Source organism: Micromonospora sp. DT4 (assembly GCF_049841675.1).
Lineage (GTDB): Bacteria > Actinomycetota > Actinomycetes > Mycobacteriales > Micromonosporaceae > Micromonospora.
In genome coordinates, this window is the sequence record NZ_JBNCKT010000026.1 from 26,180 (window position 1) to 47,693 (window position 21,514).

At 72.2% G+C, this 21,514-nt stretch carries 23 protein-coding genes and 3 pseudogenes; 19 read left to right on the forward strand and 7 right to left on the reverse strand.

Annotation, left to right across the window (positions count from 1 at the left end; all coding sequences use genetic code 11):
- Positions 1 to 21: 21 nt before the first annotated feature.
- On the reverse strand, positions 22 to 405 hold the full coding sequence (locus ACLQ24_RS10685; RefSeq protein ID WP_425890818.1) for a DUF6194 family protein: 384 nt from the start codon (positions 403 to 405) through the stop codon (positions 22 to 24).
- Between ACLQ24_RS10685 and ACLQ24_RS10690 the strand changes: the two are divergent.
- A pseudogene (locus ACLQ24_RS10690) lies at positions 358 to 615 on the forward strand (MerR family transcriptional regulator); the annotation flags it as partial. The gene ACLQ24_RS10685 and the pseudogene ACLQ24_RS10690 sit on opposite strands and share 48 nt — an antisense overlap.
- On the opposite strand, the gene ACLQ24_RS10695 reads toward ACLQ24_RS10690, so the two are convergent.
- From ACLQ24_RS10695 to ACLQ24_RS10705, 3 genes are all read right to left on the reverse strand, one after another.
- Complete coding sequence (locus tag ACLQ24_RS10695) at positions 561 to 1,334, reverse strand: class F sortase (protein ID WP_425890868.1); 774 nt, start codon at positions 1,332 to 1,334, stop codon at positions 561 to 563. The pseudogene ACLQ24_RS10690 and the gene ACLQ24_RS10695 overlap by 55 nt on opposite strands.
- 102 nt (positions 1,335 to 1,436) lie before the next feature.
- Positions 1,437 to 1,958, reverse strand: coding sequence for a hypothetical protein (locus ACLQ24_RS10700; protein ID WP_425890820.1), 522 nt, complete (start codon positions 1,956 to 1,958; stop codon positions 1,437 to 1,439).
- Between the two features lie 359 nt (positions 1,959 to 2,317).
- Positions 2,318 to 2,773 (reverse strand): Lrp/AsnC family transcriptional regulator, encoded by a 456-nt coding sequence (locus ACLQ24_RS10705; RefSeq protein ID WP_425890822.1) that lies wholly within the window; start codon positions 2,771 to 2,773, stop codon positions 2,318 to 2,320.
- Between the two features lie 147 nt (positions 2,774 to 2,920).
- Here ACLQ24_RS10705 and ACLQ24_RS10710 point away from each other — a divergent pair, with 147 nt between their 5' ends.
- The 14 genes and pseudogenes from ACLQ24_RS10710 to ACLQ24_RS10775 all read left to right on the forward strand — a co-directional run bounded on the left by ACLQ24_RS10710 (position 2,921) and on the right by ACLQ24_RS10775 (position 14,764).
- Positions 2,921 to 3,823, forward strand: coding sequence for a tryptophan 2,3-dioxygenase (locus ACLQ24_RS10710; RefSeq protein ID WP_425890824.1), 903 nt, complete (start codon positions 2,921 to 2,923; stop codon positions 3,821 to 3,823).
- A complete protein-coding gene (gene kynU, locus ACLQ24_RS10715) occupies positions 3,799 to 5,124 on the forward strand; it encodes a kynureninase (RefSeq protein ID WP_425890826.1) in 1,326 nt (441 codons plus the stop codon). Before ACLQ24_RS10710 ends, kynU begins: the two co-directional genes overlap by 25 nt.
- Positions 5,121 to 6,458 (forward strand): FAD-dependent oxidoreductase, encoded by a 1,338-nt coding sequence (locus ACLQ24_RS10720; protein WP_425890828.1) that lies wholly within the window; start codon positions 5,121 to 5,123, stop codon positions 6,456 to 6,458. Before kynU ends, ACLQ24_RS10720 begins: the two co-directional genes overlap by 4 nt.
- A 23-nt stretch (positions 6,459 to 6,481) precedes the next feature.
- Positions 6,482 to 7,963, forward strand: a complete 1,482-nt coding sequence (locus tag ACLQ24_RS10725; RefSeq protein ID WP_425890870.1) for a 2-hydroxymuconic semialdehyde dehydrogenase — start codon at positions 6,482 to 6,484, stop codon at positions 7,961 to 7,963.
- A 32-nt stretch (positions 7,964 to 7,995) separates the two neighbouring features.
- On the forward strand, positions 7,996 to 8,793 hold the full coding sequence (locus ACLQ24_RS10730) for a 2-keto-4-pentenoate hydratase (protein ID WP_425890871.1): 798 nt from the start codon (positions 7,996 to 7,998) through the stop codon (positions 8,791 to 8,793).
- On the forward strand, positions 8,790 to 9,722 hold the full coding sequence (locus tag ACLQ24_RS10735; protein ID WP_425890829.1) for an acetaldehyde dehydrogenase (acetylating): 933 nt from the start codon (positions 8,790 to 8,792) through the stop codon (positions 9,720 to 9,722). The genes ACLQ24_RS10730 and ACLQ24_RS10735 overlap by 4 nt, the downstream gene beginning before the upstream one ends.
- The gene (gene dmpG / locus ACLQ24_RS10740) at positions 9,719 to 10,783 is read left to right on the forward strand and encodes a 4-hydroxy-2-oxovalerate aldolase (RefSeq protein ID WP_425890831.1); all 1,065 of its coding nucleotides are present in this window, start codon (positions 9,719 to 9,721) and stop codon (positions 10,781 to 10,783) included. The genes ACLQ24_RS10735 and dmpG overlap by 4 nt, the downstream gene beginning before the upstream one ends.
- The gene (locus ACLQ24_RS10745) at positions 10,780 to 11,553 is read left to right on the forward strand and encodes a 2-keto-4-pentenoate hydratase (RefSeq protein ID WP_425890833.1); all 774 of its coding nucleotides are present in this window, start codon (positions 10,780 to 10,782) and stop codon (positions 11,551 to 11,553) included. The genes dmpG and ACLQ24_RS10745 overlap by 4 nt, the downstream gene beginning before the upstream one ends.
- The gene (locus ACLQ24_RS10750) at positions 11,550 to 11,972 is read left to right on the forward strand and encodes a RidA family protein (RefSeq protein ID WP_425890834.1); all 423 of its coding nucleotides are present in this window, start codon (positions 11,550 to 11,552) and stop codon (positions 11,970 to 11,972) included. The genes ACLQ24_RS10745 and ACLQ24_RS10750 overlap by 4 nt, the downstream gene beginning before the upstream one ends.
- Positions 11,969 to 12,493, forward strand: a complete 525-nt coding sequence (locus tag ACLQ24_RS10755; protein ID WP_425890835.1) for a 3-hydroxyanthranilate 3,4-dioxygenase — start codon at positions 11,969 to 11,971, stop codon at positions 12,491 to 12,493. The genes ACLQ24_RS10750 and ACLQ24_RS10755 overlap by 4 nt, the downstream gene beginning before the upstream one ends.
- Entirely contained in the window at positions 12,493 to 13,500 is a 1,008-nt protein-coding gene (locus ACLQ24_RS10760; RefSeq protein WP_425890837.1) for an amidohydrolase family protein, read from the forward strand. Before ACLQ24_RS10755 ends, ACLQ24_RS10760 begins: the two co-directional genes overlap by 1 nt.
- 336 nt (positions 13,501 to 13,836) lie before the next feature.
- A pseudogene (locus ACLQ24_RS10765) lies at positions 13,837 to 14,001 on the forward strand (amidase); the annotation flags it as partial.
- A 72-nt stretch (positions 14,002 to 14,073) separates the two neighbouring features.
- Positions 14,074 to 14,370 (forward strand): hypothetical protein, encoded by a 297-nt coding sequence (locus ACLQ24_RS10770; protein ID WP_425890873.1) that lies wholly within the window; start codon positions 14,074 to 14,076, stop codon positions 14,368 to 14,370.
- Complete coding sequence (locus ACLQ24_RS10775) at positions 14,357 to 14,764, forward strand: DUF5130 family protein (protein WP_355241608.1); 408 nt, start codon at positions 14,357 to 14,359, stop codon at positions 14,762 to 14,764. Before ACLQ24_RS10770 ends, ACLQ24_RS10775 begins: the two co-directional genes overlap by 14 nt.
- A 109-nt stretch (positions 14,765 to 14,873) precedes the next feature.
- On the opposite strand, the gene ACLQ24_RS10780 is transcribed toward ACLQ24_RS10775, so the two are convergent.
- Both ACLQ24_RS10780 and pepN read right to left on the reverse strand, forming a co-directional pair.
- A complete protein-coding gene (locus ACLQ24_RS10780) occupies positions 14,874 to 15,437 on the reverse strand; it encodes a Uma2 family endonuclease (RefSeq protein WP_425890839.1) in 564 nt (187 codons plus the stop codon).
- Positions 15,438 to 15,521: 84 nt separating this feature from the next.
- Positions 15,522 to 18,071: an aminopeptidase N gene (pepN, locus tag ACLQ24_RS10785; RefSeq protein WP_425890841.1), complete on the reverse strand. Its 2,550-nt coding sequence runs from the start codon at positions 18,069 to 18,071 to the stop codon at positions 15,522 to 15,524.
- Between the two features lie 192 nt (positions 18,072 to 18,263).
- On the opposite strand from pepN, the pseudogene ACLQ24_RS10790 reads away from it, so the two are divergent.
- The 4 genes and pseudogenes from ACLQ24_RS10790 to ACLQ24_RS10805 form a co-directional block, all read left to right on the forward strand.
- Positions 18,264 to 18,416, forward strand: a pseudogene (locus tag ACLQ24_RS10790) (disulfide bond formation protein DsbA); the annotation flags it as partial.
- A 180-nt stretch (positions 18,417 to 18,596) separates the two neighbouring features.
- Entirely contained in the window at positions 18,597 to 19,130 is a 534-nt protein-coding gene (locus tag ACLQ24_RS10795) for a hypothetical protein (protein ID WP_425890843.1), read from the forward strand.
- Between the two features lie 89 nt (positions 19,131 to 19,219).
- Complete coding sequence (locus tag ACLQ24_RS10800) at positions 19,220 to 20,419, forward strand: DUF1015 family protein (protein ID WP_425890845.1); 1,200 nt, start codon at positions 19,220 to 19,222, stop codon at positions 20,417 to 20,419.
- Positions 20,420 to 20,507: 88 nt separating this feature from the next.
- On the forward strand, positions 20,508 to 20,975 hold the full coding sequence (locus ACLQ24_RS10805; RefSeq protein WP_425890846.1) for a ribose-5-phosphate isomerase: 468 nt from the start codon (positions 20,508 to 20,510) through the stop codon (positions 20,973 to 20,975).
- Positions 20,976 to 21,146: 171 nt separating this feature from the next.
- On the opposite strand, the gene ACLQ24_RS10810 is transcribed toward ACLQ24_RS10805, so the two are convergent.
- Positions 21,147 to 21,488 carry a hypothetical protein gene (locus ACLQ24_RS10810; protein ID WP_425890848.1) on the reverse strand — a complete coding sequence of 114 codons (342 nt, stop codon included), beginning with the start codon at positions 21,486 to 21,488 and terminating at the stop codon, positions 21,147 to 21,149.
- Between the last annotated feature and the right edge of the window lie 26 nt (positions 21,489 to 21,514).

A 21,514-nucleotide genomic window follows, 5' to 3' on the forward strand; every position in this document is an offset into this window, starting at 1 on the left:
CCCGGGCCCGCGCCGGGCCGCTCAGTCCCGCTGGTCGGCCGCCCGACGCGTCGCGCGCTCGTGGCGGTCGACCGCCCGGCCGTACGCGATCGCGAGGAGCCGGTCGACCTCGGGCAGCATCTGCGGACCCGGCATCACGATGCTGGCGAAGCCGTACAGCGCATAGCCGGGGTGCGGCGTGAGCGTGTCCAGCCGCGCGTAGTCGAAGGCGTCCCGGTGCTCCTCGAACGCCTTCGGCGCGAAGCCGAACGCCCTGGAGAACTCGGCCCGGCCCAGGTCCAGGTTGAGGCGGAAGACGCCGGGGCGGTCGAGCTGCCCGGCCTCGTCGAAGCCGGGCACGTCGTGCTCGACGATGGGGCCCAACTCGCGCACCTGCTGTGCCGGGGCGGGTACCGGCTGAGTCACATCGCCGACATGCTGCGTCGGGTGCGGGACGCCGGCGGCGCCGAACCGCTCGCCACGTCGCTCGCCCAGTGGCGCGGGCGGCTCACCGAGCGCGGCCGGGCCATGCTCACCGGGGCCGCCCGGCTCGCCGAGTACCTCGAGGCCGGCGCGGTAGGTCAACCACCACGGGACTTGACCAGCGAGGCGAAGACCACCAGGTTGTCCGCGTAGCCGGTCTCACCACCCACCCACCGGCCGCCGCAGGTGATCAGCCGCAGGCTGGGGCGGCTGAAATCGCCGTACACCTCGTCCACCGGCAGCCGTTCCTTGCCGAACCGCTGCACCGAGTTCACCTCGAAGACCGCCACCTGGCCGTCGGCGCGGGTGATGTCGACCTGGTCACCGGAGCGCAGTTCCCGTAGCCGGTGGAAGACGGCCGGCCCGGTGGTGGTGTCTACGTGTCCGACGATCACCGCCGGTCCGTACTGCCCCGGGGTGGGGCCCTGGTCGTACCAGCCGGCCTCCTGGGCGCGGGCCACGTCGGGCACGGCGATGGTGCCGTCCGGGGCGATACCCACGTCGTGCAGCGGGGCCTGCAGGTCGATCGTGTCGATGGCGAGGGCGGTCGGTCGGCTGGCCGGCAGCACCGGGAACTTCTTCGGCGGCGGCCGCAGGCCCGCGCTGATCCGGTCCGGCAGCAGGCTCACCCCGGTCACCTGTTCGACGCCGAGCATCGCCATGATCAGCACCATCAGCGTGGCGATGATCAGGACCGGCAGCCCCGGCCTGTCGCCGAACCGACGCCGGGCCAGCGGCGGCCCGCCGGGACGGCGCGGCGGCAGCGGGCGGGCGTCCGGGTCGGTGGTGGCCACGCTGGCGGACACCGCCTGCCCGGCGACCCGTCGCAGGCGGCCCGAGACACGGGCCACCAGCCGACCGGAGGCGCGCAGCGCCGTCGCGGCCCGGACGCCGGCAGGGCGGTCCGGCCGCGTAGAGCGGGCAGGGCGGTCCGGCCGCGCACGTGCGGATCTGCGGGTCATGGCAGGTCCGGGTCAGGAGCCGGCTCCGGGCCGACGCCGACCGCCCGCCATGCCGAGCGCGATCACGGCGGCCACCAGGGCCACGCCGCCGAGGACGAGGACCGAGCCGGTGCCCCGGCCGCCTGCGGTGCCGCCGCCTCCGGTCGCCGGTCCCTTGCTGGGCGAGGCCATGTTGAGCACGGTCAGCATCGTCTGGGCGGTCTGGTTGTTCTGGCAGCGCAGGTCGACCTGGTAGTCACCGGGTTCCTTGTTGCCTGGAACGGTGACCTCCCCCTTGAGAAAGCCGTTGTCCGGCCTGAGCATGATGTGCCCGAACGCGTCGGAGTGCACGTTGGCCTGTCGATCGTTCTTGTTGTCGCAGCTCGCGCGGATCGTGACCCGACTGCCCGCCGGGACGCTGTTCGGTGTCACCTCGACGAAGGTGTTCTCGCCGGCCCGGGCCGGTGCGACCGACAGCAGGACGAACGCCCCGATGAGCCCCACCAGTGTCAGAACGGACGAGAGCGCGCGGTTGATCGTGCGAAGACCCTGCATGATTTCCCCCCAACCGGCGACGGCCGCCGGAACCCTCCCCTGGGCACGCGCGCTGCTTTCCCCCCACCCCAAAGGCAAACCCCCGCCCCCGACCGGCCCCGCATCCCCCGCCCCCAACCGGCGTCGATCATGGAGTTGTGCTGCCCCGCAAAAGGTGCCTCTCGTCACCATCTACCCACCACGGCTCCATGATCGACCCGGGCTGGGCCTGGGCCCCCGCGATCTTGCGCTTGCTGTCGCGGCATACGGGGCATTCCTCGTATTTCAGCAACAGAAAGTGCAAGATCGCGCAGGAGGGGGCGGGGGTTGGTCCTTGTCGCTCCGCTGCGCGAAGCGGCCCTAATCGGGAGGAAGTAGGTCTACTTCCGAGTCAGGGGTGGGGGTGGGGGGGTGATGGGGTGCCAGGGGAGGGGGGACGACAGGACCATGGTGCTGGACGGTTGGCCGTACGGGGCGAGGCGGTCGATGACCGCCTCGAAGTCTCCGATCGAGCCGGCGGCGACCTTGAGCATGCTGCACGCGTCACCGGTGATGCGGTGGATCTCCAGGATCTCCGGCCAGTCGGACACCTCGGGGTCGTGCAGGATGCAGCGGGCCCCGTAGCAGGACATCCGGATCAGGGCGACCACCGTACGACCGGCCCGGGTCAGGTCGACGTGGGCGTGGTAACCGGTGATCACCCCGGTCTCCTCGAGCCGGCGGACCCGGTCGGCGACCGCTGGTGGGGACAGGTGCACCCGGCGGGACAACTCGCTGAAGGAGAGTCGGGCGTCGGCCTGCAACTCGCGTAGCAGCGCCCAGTCCATGTCGTCCACGCTCGAACCTTACTTTCGTGAACCGAATTCGCCTAGCTGCCTTTTGTTCGTCAGGTCAGACCGGCAAGTCCCGTTGATCCGGCATTCCGCAGGCCGATCCCACCGCGAGATCATGACGTCGGCAGCTTCGGGAGAGGGAGACGACTGGTGGAATCGACGGAGCGGCGGGCGTCGAACCGTGTCGCCACGGTACGACCGGTGACCCCGCGACAACGGGCGGCCCGCGCCGCGCGCAACGGTGGTGAGCCGACCCTGGAGTTCGCCGACCTGGTGCCGTACGACGCGTACGTGCGCGCCAGCACCCTGCACCAGTTGCAGCAACCCCTCAGCGACGATCCGGGCGAGATGTCGTTCCTCATGGTCAGTCAGATCATGGAGCTGTACTTCGGGCTCACCTGCCACGAACTGCGCGAGACCCAGCGTCTCCTGCGCGCCGACCGGATCTGGGACGCGCTGGCCCCGCTGCGCCGCGCGGCCCTGCACCTGGAGGGGCTGAACGCCGCCTGGCAGGGCCTGCGCTGGATGACCCCGGCCGACTTCAACCGGTTCCGCAACCTGCTCGGCGAGGGCAGTGGTTTCCAGTCGGCCATGTACCGGCACCTCGAGTTCCTGCTCGGGCTGCGTGACCCGGCGCTGATCCGCCCCTTCCGTCGGCAGACCGGGGTGCACGCCGCCCTCAGCGCCGCGCTGGCCGCCCCGAGCCTCTGGGACGACGTCGTCGCGCTGCTGGCTCGACGTGGCCTCGACATCCCCGCCGACCTGCTGAACCGGGATGTGGCGGCCGAGCACGACCCGCGGCCGGAGGTCGAGGCCGCCTGGGTGCGGATCTACGCCGACGGCGGCCCGGACAACCACCTGCGGCTGCTCGGCGAGGCGCTCAGCGGCGTCGCGGAGGAGTTCGGCGACTGGCGGTGGAACCACGTCAAGGCGGTCCAGCGGACGATGGGCGCCAAGGTCGGCAGCGGCGGCTCCGCCGGCCTGGCGTGGCTGCAACGGAGCATGGCCCGGGTGGTCTTCCCGGAGCTGTGGTCGGCCCGTACCGCGATGTGACCGGAGAGCGAGACACCCCTGTGGACACCCCTGAGCACGAAGCACGTCGGCTGGACGAGGCCGACCCGGGTCACCGGCACCTCTTTCACGTGCCGCCCGCCGACGGTGGCGACCACGCCGAGTCGGCGTACCTCGCCGGCAACTCGCTCGGCCTGCAACCCCGGGCGACCCGCGACGAACTCCTCGCCGACCTGGACGCCTGGGGGCGGCTCGGCGTCGAGGGGCACCTGGAGGCCGAACGCGCCTGGCTGCCGTACCACGAGCTGTTGACCGGGCCGGCCGCCCGACTGGTCGGCGCCCGGCCCACGGAGGCCGTGGTGATGAACTCGCTCACCGTCAACCTGCACCTGCTGATGGTCAGCTTCTACCGCCCGGCCGGCGCGCGCACCCGCATCGTCATCGAGGACGCCGCCTTCCCCTCGGACAGCTACGCGGTGCGCAGCCAGGCCCGGTTCCACGGCCTGGACCCGGACGACACGGTGGTCCGGCTGCGCCCCCGCCCCGGCGAGGACGCGCTGCGCACCGAGGACGTCACCGACTACCTGGCCGCCGAGGGCGACCGGGTGGCGCTGGTGCTGCTCGGCGGCGTCAACTACCTCACCGGCGAGGTGCTGGACATCCCGGCGATCACGGCCGCCGGTCGGGCGGCCGGCGCGGTGGTCGGCTGGGACCTGGCCCACGCGGTCGGTAACGTGCCGCTGGCCCTGCACGACTGGGATGTCGACTTCGCGGCCTGGTGCTCCTACAAGTACCTGAACGCAGGTCCCGGGGCCCTGGCCGGCGTCTTCGTGCACGAGCGGCACCTCGGCGATCCCGACCTGCCGCGCTTCGAGGGCTGGTGGAGCACCGCGGCGGCCACCCGGTTCGAGATGACGCCGGTGTCCCGGCCACCGGCCACCGTGGAGGCGTGGCAGATCTCCAACCCGCCGATCTTCGCGATGGGTCCGGTGCGTACCTCGCTGGAACTGTTCGACGCGGTCGGCATGCCGGCGTTGCGCGCCCGCAGCCTGCGCCTCACCGGCTGGCTGGAGTCGCTGCTCGACGAGGTCACCGCCGACCGGCCGCTGCGGGTGGTCACCCCGCGCGAGGAGGCCCGCCGGGGCTGCCAGCTCTCGGTCCGCGTCGGCGCCGGCAACGCCGCCGAGCTGACCAAACGCCTACGGTACGAACACGGCGTCATCGCCGATGCCCGGGAGCCGGATGTCGTCCGCCTCGCCCCGGTGCCGCTCTACTCGACGTACCTCGACTGTTGGCGGGCCGCCACCGCGCTCGCCGCCACCGTGGGGCGGGTGAACCTATGACGGCCCGGCGCGACGAGGTCGCGATCATCGGCGCCGGCCTGGCCGGTTGCCTCGCCGCCTGCTTCCTGGCCCGGCGGGGCTATCCGGTGGCCCTCTACGAGCGGCGGCCGGACCCGCGTACCGGCACGGCCGAGCGGGGACGTTCGATCAACCTGGCGCTCTCCGAGCGCGGGCTCGACGCGTTGCGGCGGATCGGCCTGGCCGAGCAGGTGATGACCGACGCGTTGCCGATGCGCGGCCGGATGATCCACCCGGTGGAGGGCGAGCCGCAGTTCCAGTCGTACAGCGCGGCCGGTGACCGGGCCATCAACTCGATCAGCCGGGGCGCGCTGAACAACGCCCTGCTCGACGCCGCGACCGCGCTGCCCGGAGTACGGGTCGTCTTCGAGCACCGGCTGGTCGGGCTCGACGCGACCGACGGCTCGCTGAGCTTCGACACCCCGCAGGGCCCGGTCGCCGCCAAGGCGTCGGTGGTGCTCGGCGCGGACGGCGCGGGCTCCGCGGTGCGCGGGCAACTCCTGGCGTACGGGTTGCTGCGCGAGAGCGTGGACTTCCTCGACTACGGCTACAAGGAACTGACGATCCCGCCGTTGGGCGGGGACTTCGCGCTCGACGAGGACGCGCTGCACATCTGGCCGCGTGGCACCTCGATGATGATCGCTCTGCCGAACCCGGACCGCTCCTTCACCTGCACGCTGTTCTGGCCCAACGAGGGCGTCGGCAGCTTCGCCGCCCTGGACAACCCGGCCGCGATCAGGGCGCACTTCGCCGAGCAGTACCCGGACGTGATCCCGCTGGCCCCGAACCTGGTGGACGACTACCAGCACAACCCGGTGGGCGTGCTCGGCACGGTCCGCAGTACGCCCTGGCAGGTCAACGGCACCGTCGGCCTGCTCGGCGACGCCGCCCACGCCATCGTGCCGTTCTACGGCCAGGGCGCGAACTGTGCCTTCGAGGACGTCGTCGAGCTGGACCGCTGCCTCGACGAGTGCGCCGACGAGTGGTCGGCGGCGCTGCCGCTGTTCCAGCGTCGGCGGCAGGAGAACGCCGAGGCCATCGCGCAGATGGCGCTGACCAACTTCGTGGAGATGCGCGACCGGGTCGCCTCGCCGGTGTTCCAGACCCGGCGGCGGGTGGAGCACGCACTGGAACGGGCCCTGCCCGGCCGGTACGTTTCCCAATACGAGCTGGTGTCCTTCTCCACCACCCCGTACGCCGAGGTGCGCCGCCGGGTCCGCCGCCAGCACCGGGTTCTCGGCGCGGTCGCCGGCGGGGCGGCGCTGCTGCTGGCCGGCGCGATCGCGGCAGCGCTCAGCCGAGGGAGGCGCGCGTGACGACACTCTGGGACCCCGCACTGATGACCGGTCACGCGCCGGCCGGGCCGCCGGGCCTGCGTAACTTCGTGGGCGGCGAGTTCGTCGACGGTGGGTCGACGTTCACCAAGGTCAGCCCGGTGACCGGCGAGCCGGTCTTCGAGGTGGTCGAGGCGTCCCGGTCCACGGTGGACGACGCGGTGGCCGCCGCCCGCGCGGCGCTGCGCGGGCCGTGGGGTCGGATGGGCGAGCGTGAGCGCGCCGAGGTTCTGCGCCGGGTGGCCGACGAGCTGGAACGCCGCTTCGACGACCTGGTGACCGCCGAGGTCGCCGACACCGGCAAGTCCATCGCCCAGGCCCGCACGCTGGACATCCCGCGCGGCGCGGCGAACTTCCGGGCGTTCGCCGAGATCGCGGCGACCGCGCCCACCGAGTCGTTCACCACTGTCACCCCGACCGGCGGCCGGGCGCTCAACTACGCGGTCCGCAAGCCGGTCGGCGTGGTCGCGGTCATCGTGCCGTGGAACCTGCCGCTGCTGCTGCTCACCTGGAAGGTCGCCCCGGCGCTGGCCTGCGGCAACGCCGTGGTGGTCAAGCCCAGCGAGGAGACCCCCGCCTCGGCGACGCTGCTCGCCGAGGTGATGGCGGCCGCCGGCGTACCCGAGGGTGTGTTCAACCTCGTGCACGGCTTCGGTCCGGATTCGGCGGGGGAGTTCCTGACCCGCCACCCGGGCGTGGACGCGATCACCTTCACGGGCGAGTCGGCCACCGGCGGCGCGATCATGCGGGCCGCCGCCGACGGGGTGAAGGCGGTCAGCTTCGAGCTGGGCGGCAAGAACGCTGGCCTGGTCTTCGCCGACGCCGACCTGGACGCCGCGGTGGCCGGTTCGGTGCGGTCGAGCTTCACCAACGGCGGTCAGGTGTGCCTGTGCACCGAACGCATCTACGTGCAGCGCCCGGTCTTCGAGGAGTTCACCGCCCGGCTGGCGAAGCGGGCCGGCGAGCTGGCGTTCGGCTGGCCGACCGACGAGGCGACGGCCACCATGCCGCTGATCTCCCCGCAGCACCGGTCGAAGGTGCTCGGCGCGTACGAGCTGGCCCGGTCCGAGGGCGCCGAGGTGCTGACCGGCGGCGGTACGCCCACCTTCGGCGACGCCCGCGACGGCGGGTCGTACGTGCAGCCGACGGTACTCGCCGGCCTCGGCGCGGACGCCCGCACCAACCGGGAGGAGATCTTCGGCCCGGTCGTGCACGTGGCGCCGTTCGACATCGAGGACGAGGCGTACGCCCTGGCCAACGGCACCGAGTATGGCCTGGCGGCGACGGTGTGGACCCGGGACGTGGGTGTCGCGCACCGGGCCGGTGCGCGCCTGGACGCGGGCATCGTCTGGGTCAACACCTGGTTCCTGCGTGACCTGCGTACCCCGTTCGGTGGGGTGAAGGCGTCCGGCATCGGCCGCGAGGGCGGCGTGCACTCGTTGGACTTCTACTCCGAACTCACCAACGTCTGCGTGGACCTGTCGTGAGCCGAAGCGAGGGAGCGGGCATGGAAGCCGACATGGAAGCCGACATCGAGGCCGCCAACCGGGAGCTGGCTGAGGCCCGCAGCACCGGCAAGCCGTGCCCGCCGCTGCGTGGTCGGCTGCTGCCGGAGGGGGACATCGAGTCCGCGTACCGCGTGCAGCAGCTCCAGACGCGGGCGTGGCAGGACCGGGGCGAGCGCCGCGTCGGCGCGAAGATCGGGCTGACGTCCCGGGCGGTGCAGGAGACCTTCGGGGTTTTCCAGCCGGACTTCGGGCTGCTGACCGACGAGATGGCCGTCGGCGACGGGGTGGAGGTGCCGATCGACCGGCTGCTCCAGCCTCGGGTCGAGGCGGAGATCGCATTCGTGCTGGGCGGCGACCTCACCGAGCAGCGGATCACCACCGTCGACCTGATCCGCGCGGTCGACCACGTGCTGCCCGCCATCGAGATCGTCGACTCACGGGTCGCCGGCTGGGACATCTCCATCGTGGACACGATCGCCGACAACGCGTCCAGCGGGCTGTTCGTGCTGGGCACCACGCCGCGCCGGCTCGCGGACGTCGACCTGCGGCTGTGCGGGATGGTGCTGGAGCACGCCGGTGAGCCGGTCTCGGTGGGCGCGGGCGCGGCCTGCCTGGGCAACCCGCTGCACGCCCTGCACTGGCTGGCCAGCACCCTCGCCCGCGCCGGTGACCCGCTGCGCGCGGGCAACGTGGTGCTCTCCGGGGCGCTCGGCCCGATGGTGCCGGTCACGCCCGGTGCGGCGTACGAGGCGCGGATCTCCGGGCTCGGCTCGGTGCGCACCTGCTTCAGCGACGGGAGCAACCAATGAGCGTCGGCGTGGCGGTGCTCGGTTCCGGCAACATCGGCACCGACCTGATGATCAAAGTTCTCCGGCTGAGTGACAGCCTGCGGATGGTGGCGATGGCCGGCATCGACCCGGCCTCCGACGGCCTGGCCCGGGCTCGCCGCCTCGGTGTCGTCACCACCGCCGAGGGCGTCGACGGTCTCGTCGCGCTGCCCGAGTTCGCCGACGTCGAGCTGGTCTTCGACGCCACCTCGGCCGGCGCGCACCGCCGGCACCACGAGGTGCTGCGGGAGCATGGCCGCACGGTGGTCGATCTGACCCCGGCCGCGATCGGCCCGTACGTGGTGCCGCCGGTCAACCTCGACGAGCACCTGCACGAACCGAACGTCAACATGGTGACCTGCGGCGGGCAGGCGACCGTGCCGATCGTCGCCGCCGTCGGTCGGGTCACCCCGGTGGCGTACGGCGAGATCGTCGCGTCGATCGCCTCGAAGTCCGCGGGACCGGGCACCCGGGCCAACATCGACGAGTTCACCGAGACCACGGCCCGTGCCATCGAGGTGGTCGGTGGGGCTGAGCGGGGCAAGGCGATCATCGTGCTGAACCCGGCGGACCCGCCGCTGCTCATGCGGGACACCGTCTACTGCCTCTGCCCGGACGCCGACGCCGACACCGCCGACATCGCCGCCTCGATCAGCGACATGGTGGCGACGGTCCAGGAGTACGTCCCCGGCTACCGGCTCAAGCAGGACGTGCAGTTCGACCGGGTGCAGGCGTACCTGCCGTCGCTCGGGCGTCAGCTCACCGCCCTCCAGGTGTCGGTCTTCCTGGAGGTCTCCGGCGCCGGCCACTACCTCCCGGCGTACGCCGGCAACCTGGACATCATGACGTCGGCCGCGCTGCGCACCGCCGAGCGGCTGGTGGCCCTGCGCGCGACGGGAGCGGTGGCATGACCGGCCTGTACATCCAGGACGTGACGCTGCGCGACGGCATGCACGCCATCGCCCACCGGTACACCGTCGACCAGGTACGCACGATCGCCGCCGCGCTGGACGCCGCCGGGGTGGCCGCCATCGAGGTGGCGCACGGCGACGGGCTCGCCGGGTCCAGCGTCAACTACGGCCACGGCGCGGCCAGCGACGCCGAGTGGATCTCCGCCGCCGCCGAGGTGCTGACGAACGCGAAGCTGACCACCCTGCTGCTGCCCGGCATCGGCACGATCGCCGACCTGAGGGCGGCGAAGGCGCTCGGCGTGACGAGCGTCCGGATCGCCACGCACTGCACCGAGGCGGACATCTCCGCGCAGCACATCTCCTGGGCCCGGGAGAACGGCATGGACGTGGCCGGGTTCCTGATGATGTCGCATATGAACGACCCGGCCGGGCTGGCCGGGCAGGCCAAGCTCATGGAGTCGTACGGGGCGCACTGCGTCTACGTCACCGACTCCGGTGGCCGGCTGCTGATGTCCGACGTGGCGCAGCGGGTCGACGCGTACCGGCAGGTCCTCGACCCGGAGACGCAGATCGGCATCCACGCCCACCACAACCTGTCGCTCGGTGTGGCGAACAGCGTGCTCGCCGTCGAGCACGGTCGGGTCACCGGCTCCGCGCCGGTCGGCCCCGACGCGCCGCACGGCCGGACCGTCCGCGTCGACGCGTCCCTCGCCGGCATGGGCGCGGGCGCCGGCAACGCGCCGCTGGAGGTCTTCGTGGCGGTCGCCGAACTGCACGGCTGGAAGCACGGCTGCGACGTGTTCGCGTTGATGGACGCCGCCGACGACCTCGTCCGCCCATTGCAGGACCGGCCGGTTCAGGTCGACCGGGAGACGCTCTCCCTGGGGTACGCCGGGGTCTACTCAAGCTTCCTGCGGCACGCCGAGCGGGCCTCGGCGAAGTACGGCGTGGACGTGCGGTCGATCCTCGTGGAGCTGGGCCGTCGCCGGATGGTCGGCGGCCAGGAGGACATGATCGTCGACGTGGCACTCGACCTGGCCGGCACGGAGGAGCAGTCATGATCGCAACGGACGTCGCGGGGATCGCCGAGAAGCTGGGCGCGGCGGCGGCCACCGCCACCCCGATCCCGCAGCTCGCCGCCGAGACCGGCCTGGACGTGGACGGCGCGTACGCCGTGCAGGCCGCGCTGGTGCAGCGCCGGGTCGACGCCGGTGCGCGGCTGGTCGGGCTGAAGATGGGGCTGACCAGCAAGGCGAAGATGGCCCAGGTCGGCGTGGACGAGGTGATCTGGGGGCGGCTCACCGACGCGATGCGGGTGCCCGACGGTGGCGTCGTCGACCCGTCCGCGTACATCCATCCCCGGGTCGAACCGGAGGTGGCGTTCCTGCTGGACCGGCTGCCGGAGCCGGGCGAGCCGGTCGGCGAGTTCGCCGCGGCGGTCCGCGCGGTCGCCCCGGCCATCGAGCTGATCGACTCCCGGTACGCGGACTTCCGTTTCTCGCTGCCGGACGTCATCGCCGACAACACCTCGGCCGCCGCCTTCGTGATCGGCCCGTGGTCCCCGGTGCCGGCGGGGCTGGACAACCTGGGCGTGCTGCTGGAGGTCGACGGTCGGGTGGCCCAGGTCGGCTCGACGGCGGCGATCCTCGGTGATCCGCGCCGGGCGCTCGACGAGGGCATCCGGCTGGCGGGCCGGTACGGGGTGCGGCTGGAGTCGGGCTGGGTCTTCCTGGCCGGCGCGGCGACCGCCGCCGTGCCGCTGCGCCCCGGCGCCCATGTCCGCGCGGTCGTCGAGAAGCTCGGCACGGCGTCGCTGCGGGCGTCGTCGTGAGTGGGGTGGTGGTCGCCGGCAAGGCCGTGCCGCGCGGGGCCTTCCCGCACGTCAAGGTGGCGGGTGGGTTCGTCTTCGTCTCCGGTACGTCGTCCCGGCGGCCGGACAACAGCTTCGCCGGTGTCGAGGTCGACGAGTTCGGCACCACCAACCTGGACATCCGGGTGCAGACGCGGGCGGTCATCGAGAACGTCCGGGATCTGCTGCGCTCGGTCGGCGCGGACCTCACCGACCTGGTCCAGGTGACGTCGTACCTGGTCAACATGAACGACTTCGGCGGTTACAACGAGGTGTGGGCGGAGTTCTTCGACGCGTCCGGGCCGACCCGCACGACGGTGGCGGTGCACCAGTTGCCGCACCCGCACCTGCTCATCGAGATTCAGGCCGTGGCCCTTCTTCCCTCGGGAGGTCAGTCGTGAGTGAGATCGCCGAGCCGTTCAGCTTTCCGGGTTGGATCGCGGAGAACCAGCACCTGCTGAAGCCACCGGTGGGCAACAAGGAGATGTTTCCGGGCGGGGACGACTTCATCGTGATGGTGGTGGGTGGCCCCAACCAGCGCACCGACTTCCACGTGGACCCGTACGAGGAGTTCTTTTACCAGGTCAAGGGCAACATGCACATCAACCTGATGACCCCGGAGGGGCCGCGTACGGTGCACGTGCGCGAGGGTCAGATGTGGATGCTGCCGCGTAACACCCCGCACTCGCCGCAGCGGCCGGAGGCCGGCTCGATCGGTGTGGTCGTCGAGCGGGTTCGCGAGGAGGGCACGCTGGAGACGTTCCAGTGGTACTGCCCGGAGTGCGGGCACAAGGTGCACGAGGTGGAGTTGCAGGTCCGTGACATCGCGGCCGACCTGCCGCCGGTGTTCCAGGCGTTCTATGCCGACGAGTCGGCCCGCACCTGCGCGAACTGCGGCACCCTGCACCCGGGCAAGGGCTGATGCCCGCTGGTGTGGTCGACGTGCACACGCACGTCGTACCCAAGGGGTGGCCGGACCTCGGCGCGGCGTGCGGTGGGTCCGGTTGGCCGTGGTTGCGGGTGGACTCCGAGCGCGCCGCCATGATCATGGTGGGGGAGACGGAGTTCCGGCCGGTCGGCGCGGAGTGCTGGGACGCCTCGCGCCGACTGGCCGACATGGACGCCGACGGTGTGGACCTTCAGGTGGTGTCGCCGACGCCGGTCTTCTTCAGCTACGACCGCCCGGCCGAGCAGGCGGTGAAGGTCGCTCGGATCTTCAACGACCTGACCCTGGAGGTCGTCGCGGCCGGTGGCGACCGACTGGTGCCGTTCTGTCAGGTGCCGCTTCAGGACCCGGACGCCGCCTGCGCGGAGCTGGATCGCAGCCTTGCCGCCGGGCACGTGGGCGTGGAGATCGGTAACCACGTCGGCGACCGGGACCTGGACGACGCCGGCGTGGTGACCTTCCTGCAACACTGCGCCGAGGTGGGTGCTCCGGTCTTCGTCCACCCGTGGGACATGCCGGGCGGCCCGCGCCTGGACCGCTGGATGGCCCGCTGGCTCACCGGCATGCCCGCCGAGACGCACCTGTCGGTGCTGGCGATGATCCTGGGCGGTGTCTTCGACCGGGTGCCCGACACACTGCGGATCTGCTTCGCGCACGGTGGCGGTAGCTTCCCGTTCTGGCTGGGCCGCGCCGACAACGCCTGGCACCGCCGGGGCGACCTGGTCCGTGGGGCGTCCGCCGCTCCGCCCAGCAGTTACGTCGACCGGTTCAGCGTCGACTCGGTGGTCTTCACGCCGCCCGCGCTGCGGCTGCTGGTGGACACGCTGGGGGACGACCGGGTGCTGGTTGGCAGCGACTACCCGTACCCGCTGGGCGAACGGCCGGCCGGTGCGGTGGTCGACGCGGCCGACTTCCTCACCGACGCCCAGCGCGCCAAGCTCCGGTCCACCAACGCCCTGCGCTTCCTGTACGGGCGGCGCTGACGGCGTACCCCTGTTCTGCTGCCTTTGCTCTGCTTCACCCCACGCAACACCGCGTGTCCGGTAATCGGACGTCTGCTGTTGCCTCTGTTGAAGCAGAGCAAAGGGCACGGCAGGGAGGTGCGGTCGGCCGCGCAGTCCGACGCGGCGAGTCGGGCGGATCGGATACCGGAGCGCCGCGGAGGCCGATGCCGTGTCGGCCCGCTCACAGCCGCTCCCAACGGGCAGGATGAGGGCATGGCCGAGCCTCGGCAAGACGACCACCTCGGAGCTGGGCTGCTCGGCGGCGTGGCCGCTGTCCGCCACCCTCGGCGAGCTTCAGGCACGGCGACCCGGTGCGTCGGGGTGCTGCTCACCGGTCGGTACGGCGATGACGCGCGGCTCATCGCTACCGCTGCGCAACTGGAGCATGCCAGTGACGGGTGGGATCGGCACCCCGCAATCTGGCGGGCCGTCGACTCCGCTAACGTGAATGGCGACGGAGTTGGCCGGTCGCCATCATGATCGTCCATCCGACCCGCTTGTTCGAGGTCCTTCTTCCGCCTGGGGGCGTTGGGATTGTCTGTTACCGAGACGGTGCTGGTCTTCGTCGGCATCCCGTTGGCGGCAGTGCTGGTGATCGCCGGCCTGTCGTTTGCCGGTAGCCGTGGGGGTGCCACCGGCAGTGGTGGTGGCGCCAAGCGCTACCGGCCGGGCCGACCCTTCGACTTCACTCCGGTCTGGTTCCTGGGCCGCCCGGAGCAGCTGGCCGACTCGGCCGGCACCGCGCTGACGGCGGGCGCGCAGGCGCCCGCGCTGACCAGCCACAAGCTAGAGCAGGCCAGCGTCGAGGCGCCGGCCGGTGGAACCGGAGGCGCAAGTGACCGTTGGTGAGAAGCAGGCCGGGACGGAGAATCCGCCCGAGGTGCTGGACGGGCCTTTCTCGACCCGCCAACTGCTGCGCATCGACGAGGCCCTGCGCCTGGCCGACCAGGGCACCGGCCTGGTCTTCTCGGTCTTCGTCGGCGGCCTCGACGAGCCGATCCGCGAGCACGCCCAGCGGCTGCACCGCCAGCTCGCCGATCCGGACAAGTCGGTGCTGATCGCCGTGTCGCCCAACCAGCGCCAGTTGGAGATCGTCACCGGGCGGCACGCCCGCAAGCGCATCCCCGACACGTACGCCAAGCTGGCCGCGCTCTCGATGGTCGGCGCGTTCAGCGGCGGCGACCTGGCCGGCGGCATCATCAACGGGCTCGACCAGCTCGCCAGCCACGCCGGCAAGGGCTGACCCGGCCGCGCGGACACCCCCATATCGGCGATGTCGAGTCGATCAAGCGCATCCTCGACGACGAAGCCCGACCCGCGCGCAGCGGGCCGGGCTTCGTGATGTCAGCGTGTCAGCGGGGCCAGGCAGAGGGGTCAAGGACCATCGGCCACGGCTCGTCGATCTGCACCGGATCGTCCGGGCCGACCGTGCCGAGCAGGTTGTAGTGAACGCCCTTCACCAACTCGTAGCGGTATACGACGGGGCCGAAGTCGCCGCGTTCGACGCGCCAATAGGCGGGAATGCCGGCCTCGGCGTAGAGCGACGGTTTGGTGAACCGGTCATGCCGACGGCTGCTGGGTGACTCCACCTCGACGACGAGTGCCACATCCGCTGCTTCGATCCAGGTGCCGTCCCGCGGGGCTGTCGGCTTCAGCACCGTGACATCAGGGATGAGGTTGCCCTCCGCCGCTCGGAGCCCCGCTTCCCGGATGACCCGCCATCCGGCCGGCGCCGTCGATCGAAGGGCAGCCCGCAGCTCGTCCGCCAGTTCCTGATGTCCGAAACCCGGGGGTGGTGTCACGTGCAGGCTCCCGTCGATGATCTCGTAGCGGTTACCGTCCTCAGGCAGGTCGAACAGGTCCTGCTCGCGCCAGCCCCGCTCCGGGGGCCGCCACTCGTAGGTCGGCTGTGCCATCGCGTCCACCTCCTTTCGCAACCATAATGGCCCGGGCCAGCGTCGGTTCGCACCCACGCCGGCCCGGGCCGCGTACTCGCTGCGTCAGCTCTGCTCGGCGTCCTTCGCGCGGGCCTTGATCGCCCGTACCACGCCGTCGCGGCCCTCGGCGACCAGGCGACGCAGCGGACTCGGGTTGCCGTCCCCGGCCAGCCAGGCGTCGGTCGCCGCCACCGTGTCGTCGTCCACCAGGTACGTCGGGTACGCCAGCCGGGCGAACTCCTGCGCCGGCTCGCTGTCCCGGGTGGCCCACACCTGGCCGACCGTCGCGAAGTACCGCTCCCGGTACGGGGTGACCAGCTCCACCTGCGCCGGGTGGGCGAGACCCTGCAGCAGCGCCCGGTGCCGCCAGTTCGGCAACGCGTCCGGGCCGGTCAGCAGCGCCCACACGGCGGCCTTGTTCTCCGCCGTCGGCACCAGCGCGTGCGCGTACGCGGCCTCCCGCTCGCCGCTGGCCGTGCGGTCGCCGGCCAGCTCCGCCTCGACCTCGGCCGCGCCGGCCGCGCCGTTGGCCACCAGCGCGCCGAGCACCGTCCAGCGCAGCTCGGTGTCCACGGTCAGACCCTCCGGCGCTCCGGCGCCGTCCAGCCAGCCGCGCAGCGTGGCCAGGTCCTCATCGGAGCGGGCCGCCGAGGTGAACGCCCTCGCCCAGGCCAGCTGGAAGCCGCTGCCCGGCTCGGCGGCGGCGAGCGCGTCCTTCGCCGTGCGGGCCAGCCCCGCCCAGCCGGTGGCCGCCCACGCCGGGTCGGCGTAGAGGGTGAGCGCGGTGGTGGCCTGACGCAGGGTGGCGGTGACCAGGTTGATGTCGGTCTCGGCGGGCAGCCCGGCCAGCACCAGCGCCATGTAGTCGCGGGTCGCCAGCTCGGCGTCGCGGGTCATGTCCCACGCGGCCGTCCAGCACAGCGCGCGGGCCAGCGACGAGTCGAATCCGCCGATGTGCTGCACCACAGTCGCCATCGACCGGTCGTCGAGGCGCAGCTTGGTGTAGCTCAGGTCGTCGTCGTTGAGCAGCAACACGTCCGCCGCCCGGACGCCACGCAGCTCGGCGAGGTCGGTCCGCTCACCGGCCACGTCCACCTCGTACCGTTCGCGGCGGACCAGCCGACCGTCGGTCAGGTCGTACAGGCCCACGCCGATCCGGTGCGTGCGCAGCGTCGGGTACGCCGCCGGCGCCTCCTGCCGGACGGCCACCTGCTCGTACGTCCCGTCGGCGGCGATCGTCACCTCCGGGCGCAGCGTGTTGACCTGCGCGGTTTCCAGCCACTGCGCCGCGAACTTGCGCAGCTCCCGGCCCGAGGCCGCCTCCAGCTCGGTGAGCAGGTCGTCGAAGGTGGCGTTGCCCCACGCGTGCTTGCCGAAGTACGCCCGCAGCCCGGCCACGAACGGCTCCTCACCCACGTACGCGACGAGCTGCTTGAGCACGCTCGCGCCCTTGGCGTAGGTGATGCCGTCGAAGTTGACCTCGACGGCCTCCATGTCCGGCATCTCCGTGTAGACGGGGTGCGTGGAGGAGAGCTGGTCCTGCCGGTAGCCCCAGTTCTTGCGGATCGACTGGAACGTCGTCCACGCCTCGGTGAACCGGGTGGCGTTGGTGTTGCACCAGTGGCTGGCCCACTCGGCGAACGACTCGTTCAACCACAGGTCGTTCCACCAGCGCATGGTGACCAGGTCACCGAACCACATGTGCGCCAGCTCGTGCAGGATCGTGTTGGCCCGCTGCTCGTACTCGTAGTCGGTGACCTGCGAGCGGTACAGGTAGTGCGACTCGGCGTGCGTCACGCAGCCGAAGTTCTCCATCGCGCCGGCGTTGAAGTCGGGCACCCACAGCTGGTCGTACTTCGGCAGCGGGTAACGCACCCCGAACTTCTCGTGGAAGAAGTCGAAGCCCTGCTTGGTGATGAGGAACAGGTCGTCGGAGTCCAGGTAGCGCGACATGGACGCCCGGCAGAACACACCCAGGTCGATGCCGTCGTGGGTGTCGCGCACCTCGTGGTACGGGCCGGCGCACAGCGCGGTGATGTACGTGCTCATCCGGGGCGACTCGGTGAAGTGGAGCGTCTTGAGCTCGTCACCGGCGGGCTCCTCGCGCTGCACCGGCATGTTGGACACGACCCGCCAGTGCGCGGGAACCGTCGCGTGCCAGGTGTAGACGCTCTTGAGGTCGGGCTGGTCGAAGCAGGCGAACACCCGCTGCGCGTCGGCCGTCTCGAACTGGCTGTAGAGGTACGTCTCGCCGTCGACCGGGTCGACCGTGCGGTGCAGCCCCTGCCCGCTGTTGGAGTAGGCGAAATCCGCGTCGACGACCAGGGTGTTCTCGCTGGCCAGCCCGGACAGGGGCAGGCCCTTCTCGGCCGACCAGTCGGACAGGTCCACCGGGGTGTCGTTCAACGTGGCGGACCGCACCGACTCGGCGGCCACCTCGATGAACGTGCTCGCCCCCGGTTCGCCGCAGCGGAACCGAACCTCGGTCGTCGACCGGAAGGTGCGGCCGTCGGCCGCCAGCACCGCGGTCGACAGGTCCAGACTGATGTCGTACCCGGTCACCTCGAGCAGGCGGGCCCGCTCGGTCGCCTCGACCTGCGTCAGGTTACGCACTCCCGGCACTGTTCGTCTCCATCCCACGTCTCGCCGTACGCCCGGCGGCGCCCGTCTGCCGACCGCTCGTGACGTCCGGCCCGGTCCGAGTCTTCCACGTACGGCCAGGCACCGGCGGTCGAGGTCACGCTCTCATTCGCGTGCCGGTCGGCCGGGCCGGGGCAGAGGATTCTCCTGAGACGCCGGATCGCCGGCGCCCAGGTCGCCTTCTTCGGTCCGGTGATCACCCCCGCGCCGAAGGGCGATGCGGCTGGTCGCCTCTGGGACGGGGTGCTGCTGGTCGCCGGCACCCCCGGCTTCGACGAGCTCAAGCGCACCCGCGAGCAGGGCCCGATCTTCGACTGAGCCCGGCACACGCGCCCCCGTCCGGCCACTCGTTCGTGGGACGGGGCGGGGCGCGCCGCGCCCGGCGGCGGGTACGCCTCGCGGTCGTGGCGTCACCGGTGGGCGGGCGACGTCGTTTCCCTCGGTGTCCGCCGCAGCGACCCGCAGGGCCGCGAACCGCAGCTCGTGGAGGCAGTCCCGATGGCCAAGCACCGTGCGTCCGGTGACGATCAGTTGACCCGACAGGGGGTGATCGAGACTCCCGGCGCGGCGTACTGGTCGGTAGACGGCTCCCGCTGGCCGACGGTCCGCCCCGACCTTCCCGCCGATGTGGCGGACCTGCTCGCGCCGCCCATCGTGGTCGGCGTGGCCCGGGTGCCGGTGACCTCGCGCCTGACACCCGCGCGGGTCACGCCGGTGGCGTCCGCACCCGCGCCAGTGACGCCGACACCTGTCGTGGCGGCTCCGGAACCGGTCGGGGTGTCGGCCGCCGCGCCGGCCGAGCCCGCCCCGCCCCCGCCGGCGCCCACCGCGCCGCGTCCCGTGCCGACCCCGCCGCTGAACCCGCGGCCCGTTCCGGCGCCACCGCCCGAGCGTCCCGTGCCGGGGCCGCCCGCCACACCCCGCCGCAACGCGGTCACCGGTCCCGTCGGGACCGGCCGGCGCGGCAACGCCGGACCGGTCGTCGCCGGTCGACACCGCCGGCACAACGGCGCGTCCGGCCGCGCCGGCTGACCACGCGTCGACGTCCGGGCACTTTCATCTGGTGGACGCCGCGCGGGTCCCCGTCGTCCGTGACGTCGCCGCCGGTAGCGTCACTGGGCATGACGGTCGTACATCCGATCGCCCGGGCCTGGATCACCACTGGCGGCACCGGCGCGCAGAACTACGACGAGTTCGCCGACGACGCGGAGATCACCGCGATCATCGAGGCGAACCCGCACAGTGCCCTCGGCATCGAGATGCCACACCGTGCTCCGGACAGCGTGGGGATGTCGTTCCTCGATGCGCTGCCGGCCTCGGTGGCCCGACTCGCCGAGGCCAAGGCCGACGGCAGCTACACCCCCGCCGAGCAGGTGGTCGTGCTCTACCGGATCAGCGCCCCGGGCGAGGAGACGGCGTACGGACTGTTCGCGATGGTGGACACCGACCAGATCTCCACCAGCGCCGACGAGCCGGGCCTCGTCATCCGCAACGAGGACGTGTTCATCGCCAAGGTGCGTGAGCGCGTCGCGCTGGCCGAGGCGCTGGGCCACCTGCTCTCACCCGTACTCCTGCTGCAGACCGGAAGTGGCGACGAGCTGCACGCCGCGCTCGCGGCGGCGACCGACGCGGCCGGGGCGCCCGCCGCGACCGACACCGACCAGGCGGGCCGCACCCACGCCATCTGGCTGCTCGGCCCGGGCGCCGAGCAGGACGCGCTGACCGCCCTGGCGAGTGGCGGCGAACTGGTCGTCGCCGACGGCAACCACCGCAGCCTGGCCGCCCAGACCGGCGGGTTGTCGCGTTTCCTGGCCGTGGTGACCACCCCCGCCTCGGTGGCCATCCAGCCGTACAACCGGCTGGTCAGCGAGCTGACCACCACGCCGGGCGAGCTGCTCGACCGGCTGCGTGCGACGGGGGCCGAGGTCGAGCCGATCGACGGCCCGGTCGAGGTCCCGGCGGCCGGCGGCACCGTCCACCTGCGGCTTGCCGACCAGGGGTACGCGGTGCGCCTGCCCGCCACCGCCGACGCCCGCCTGGAGAACCTGGACCACGCCCTGGTCGAGCGGCTGCTGCTGCGTGACGCCCTGGGGCTGGACCCGGGCGACAAGCGGATCACCTACGTGGGCGGTGACTACCCGGCGAGCTGGCTCACCGCGGAGGTCGACGCCGGGCGGGCCGAGCTGGCCATCCTCATCGCGCCGGTGACCGTGGCGGACTTCGTCGCGGTGAACCTGGCCCGGGAGAAGATGCCCCGTAAGAGCACCTGGTTCACCCCGAAGGCGCGCGGCGGCCTGGTGGTCGCCGAGCTGCCGCGCTGACCGCGCACCCGCCCGACCGTGTGACGAACCCGCCTCTCCGATGCCGCCCCTGCGGCATCGGAGAGCGCGGCCTGACAGACTGCCCGGTATGCGCGTCTACCTGGGATCCGACCACGCCGGTTTCGAGTTGAAGGTGCACCTGGCCAACCACCTGGTCAAGCAGGGGTACGACGTGGTCGACGTCGGCCCGCACAGCTACGACCCGGACGACGACTACCCGACGTTCTGCCTGCACACCGGTGACCGGGTGGTCGCCGACGAGACCTCCCTCGGGGTGGTCATCGGCGGGTCCGGCAACGGCGAGCAGATCGCCGCGAACAAGGTCGCCGGGGTCCGTGCCGCTCTGGCCTGGAGCGTCGAGACGGCGCAGCTCGCCCGCCAGCACAACGACGCGAACGTCGTCGCGGTGGGTGCCCGTCAGCACACGCTGGACGAGGCCACGGGCATCGTCGAGGCGTTCCTGAACACGCCGTTCTCCGGGAACGAGCGGCATGCCCGCCGGATCATCCAGGTCGCCGAGTACGAGCGGACCCGAAAGCTGCCCGACCTGCCCTGACCGTGCCGGCCGGTCGCCGCTGGCCGTTTGGCCCGCTGGCCGCTGGCCGCTGGCCGCTGGCCGCTGGCCGCTGGCCGCTGGCCGCTGGCCCGCTCGCGGTTTGGCCCGCTGGCCGCTGGCCGTTTGGCCCGCTCGGGGTTTGGCCCGCTCGGGGTTTGGCTCCGCTCGCGGTCAGCGCGGCGAGCGGGGCAGGTCCTCGCGGGGCACCCAGTTGCGGCGGACGACCGTCACCCGGGCCTCGGCCTCGGCGAGGTCGTCGTCGCTCGGCCGGGCGACGTCGCGGGCCCGCAGCGCCGCGCTCAGCCCCACCTGGGACGAGCCGGAACCGACCAGCCCGCGTAGCCCCCGCTCGCCGTCGCGGTCGTCGCCGCCGGCCCCCCGACGTCGCGGCAGCGGATCCCCGCCGTCGGGGACGCCGGCGGTGCTGACCGGCGAGCCGTCGACGCTCCGCGCCGCCGCCTCGGAGTCGGAATGGGGGCGCAGTCGTCGCCTGCGTCGGTCCGGGTCACCCATCAGCCGACCGTACCTCCCCACGCCAT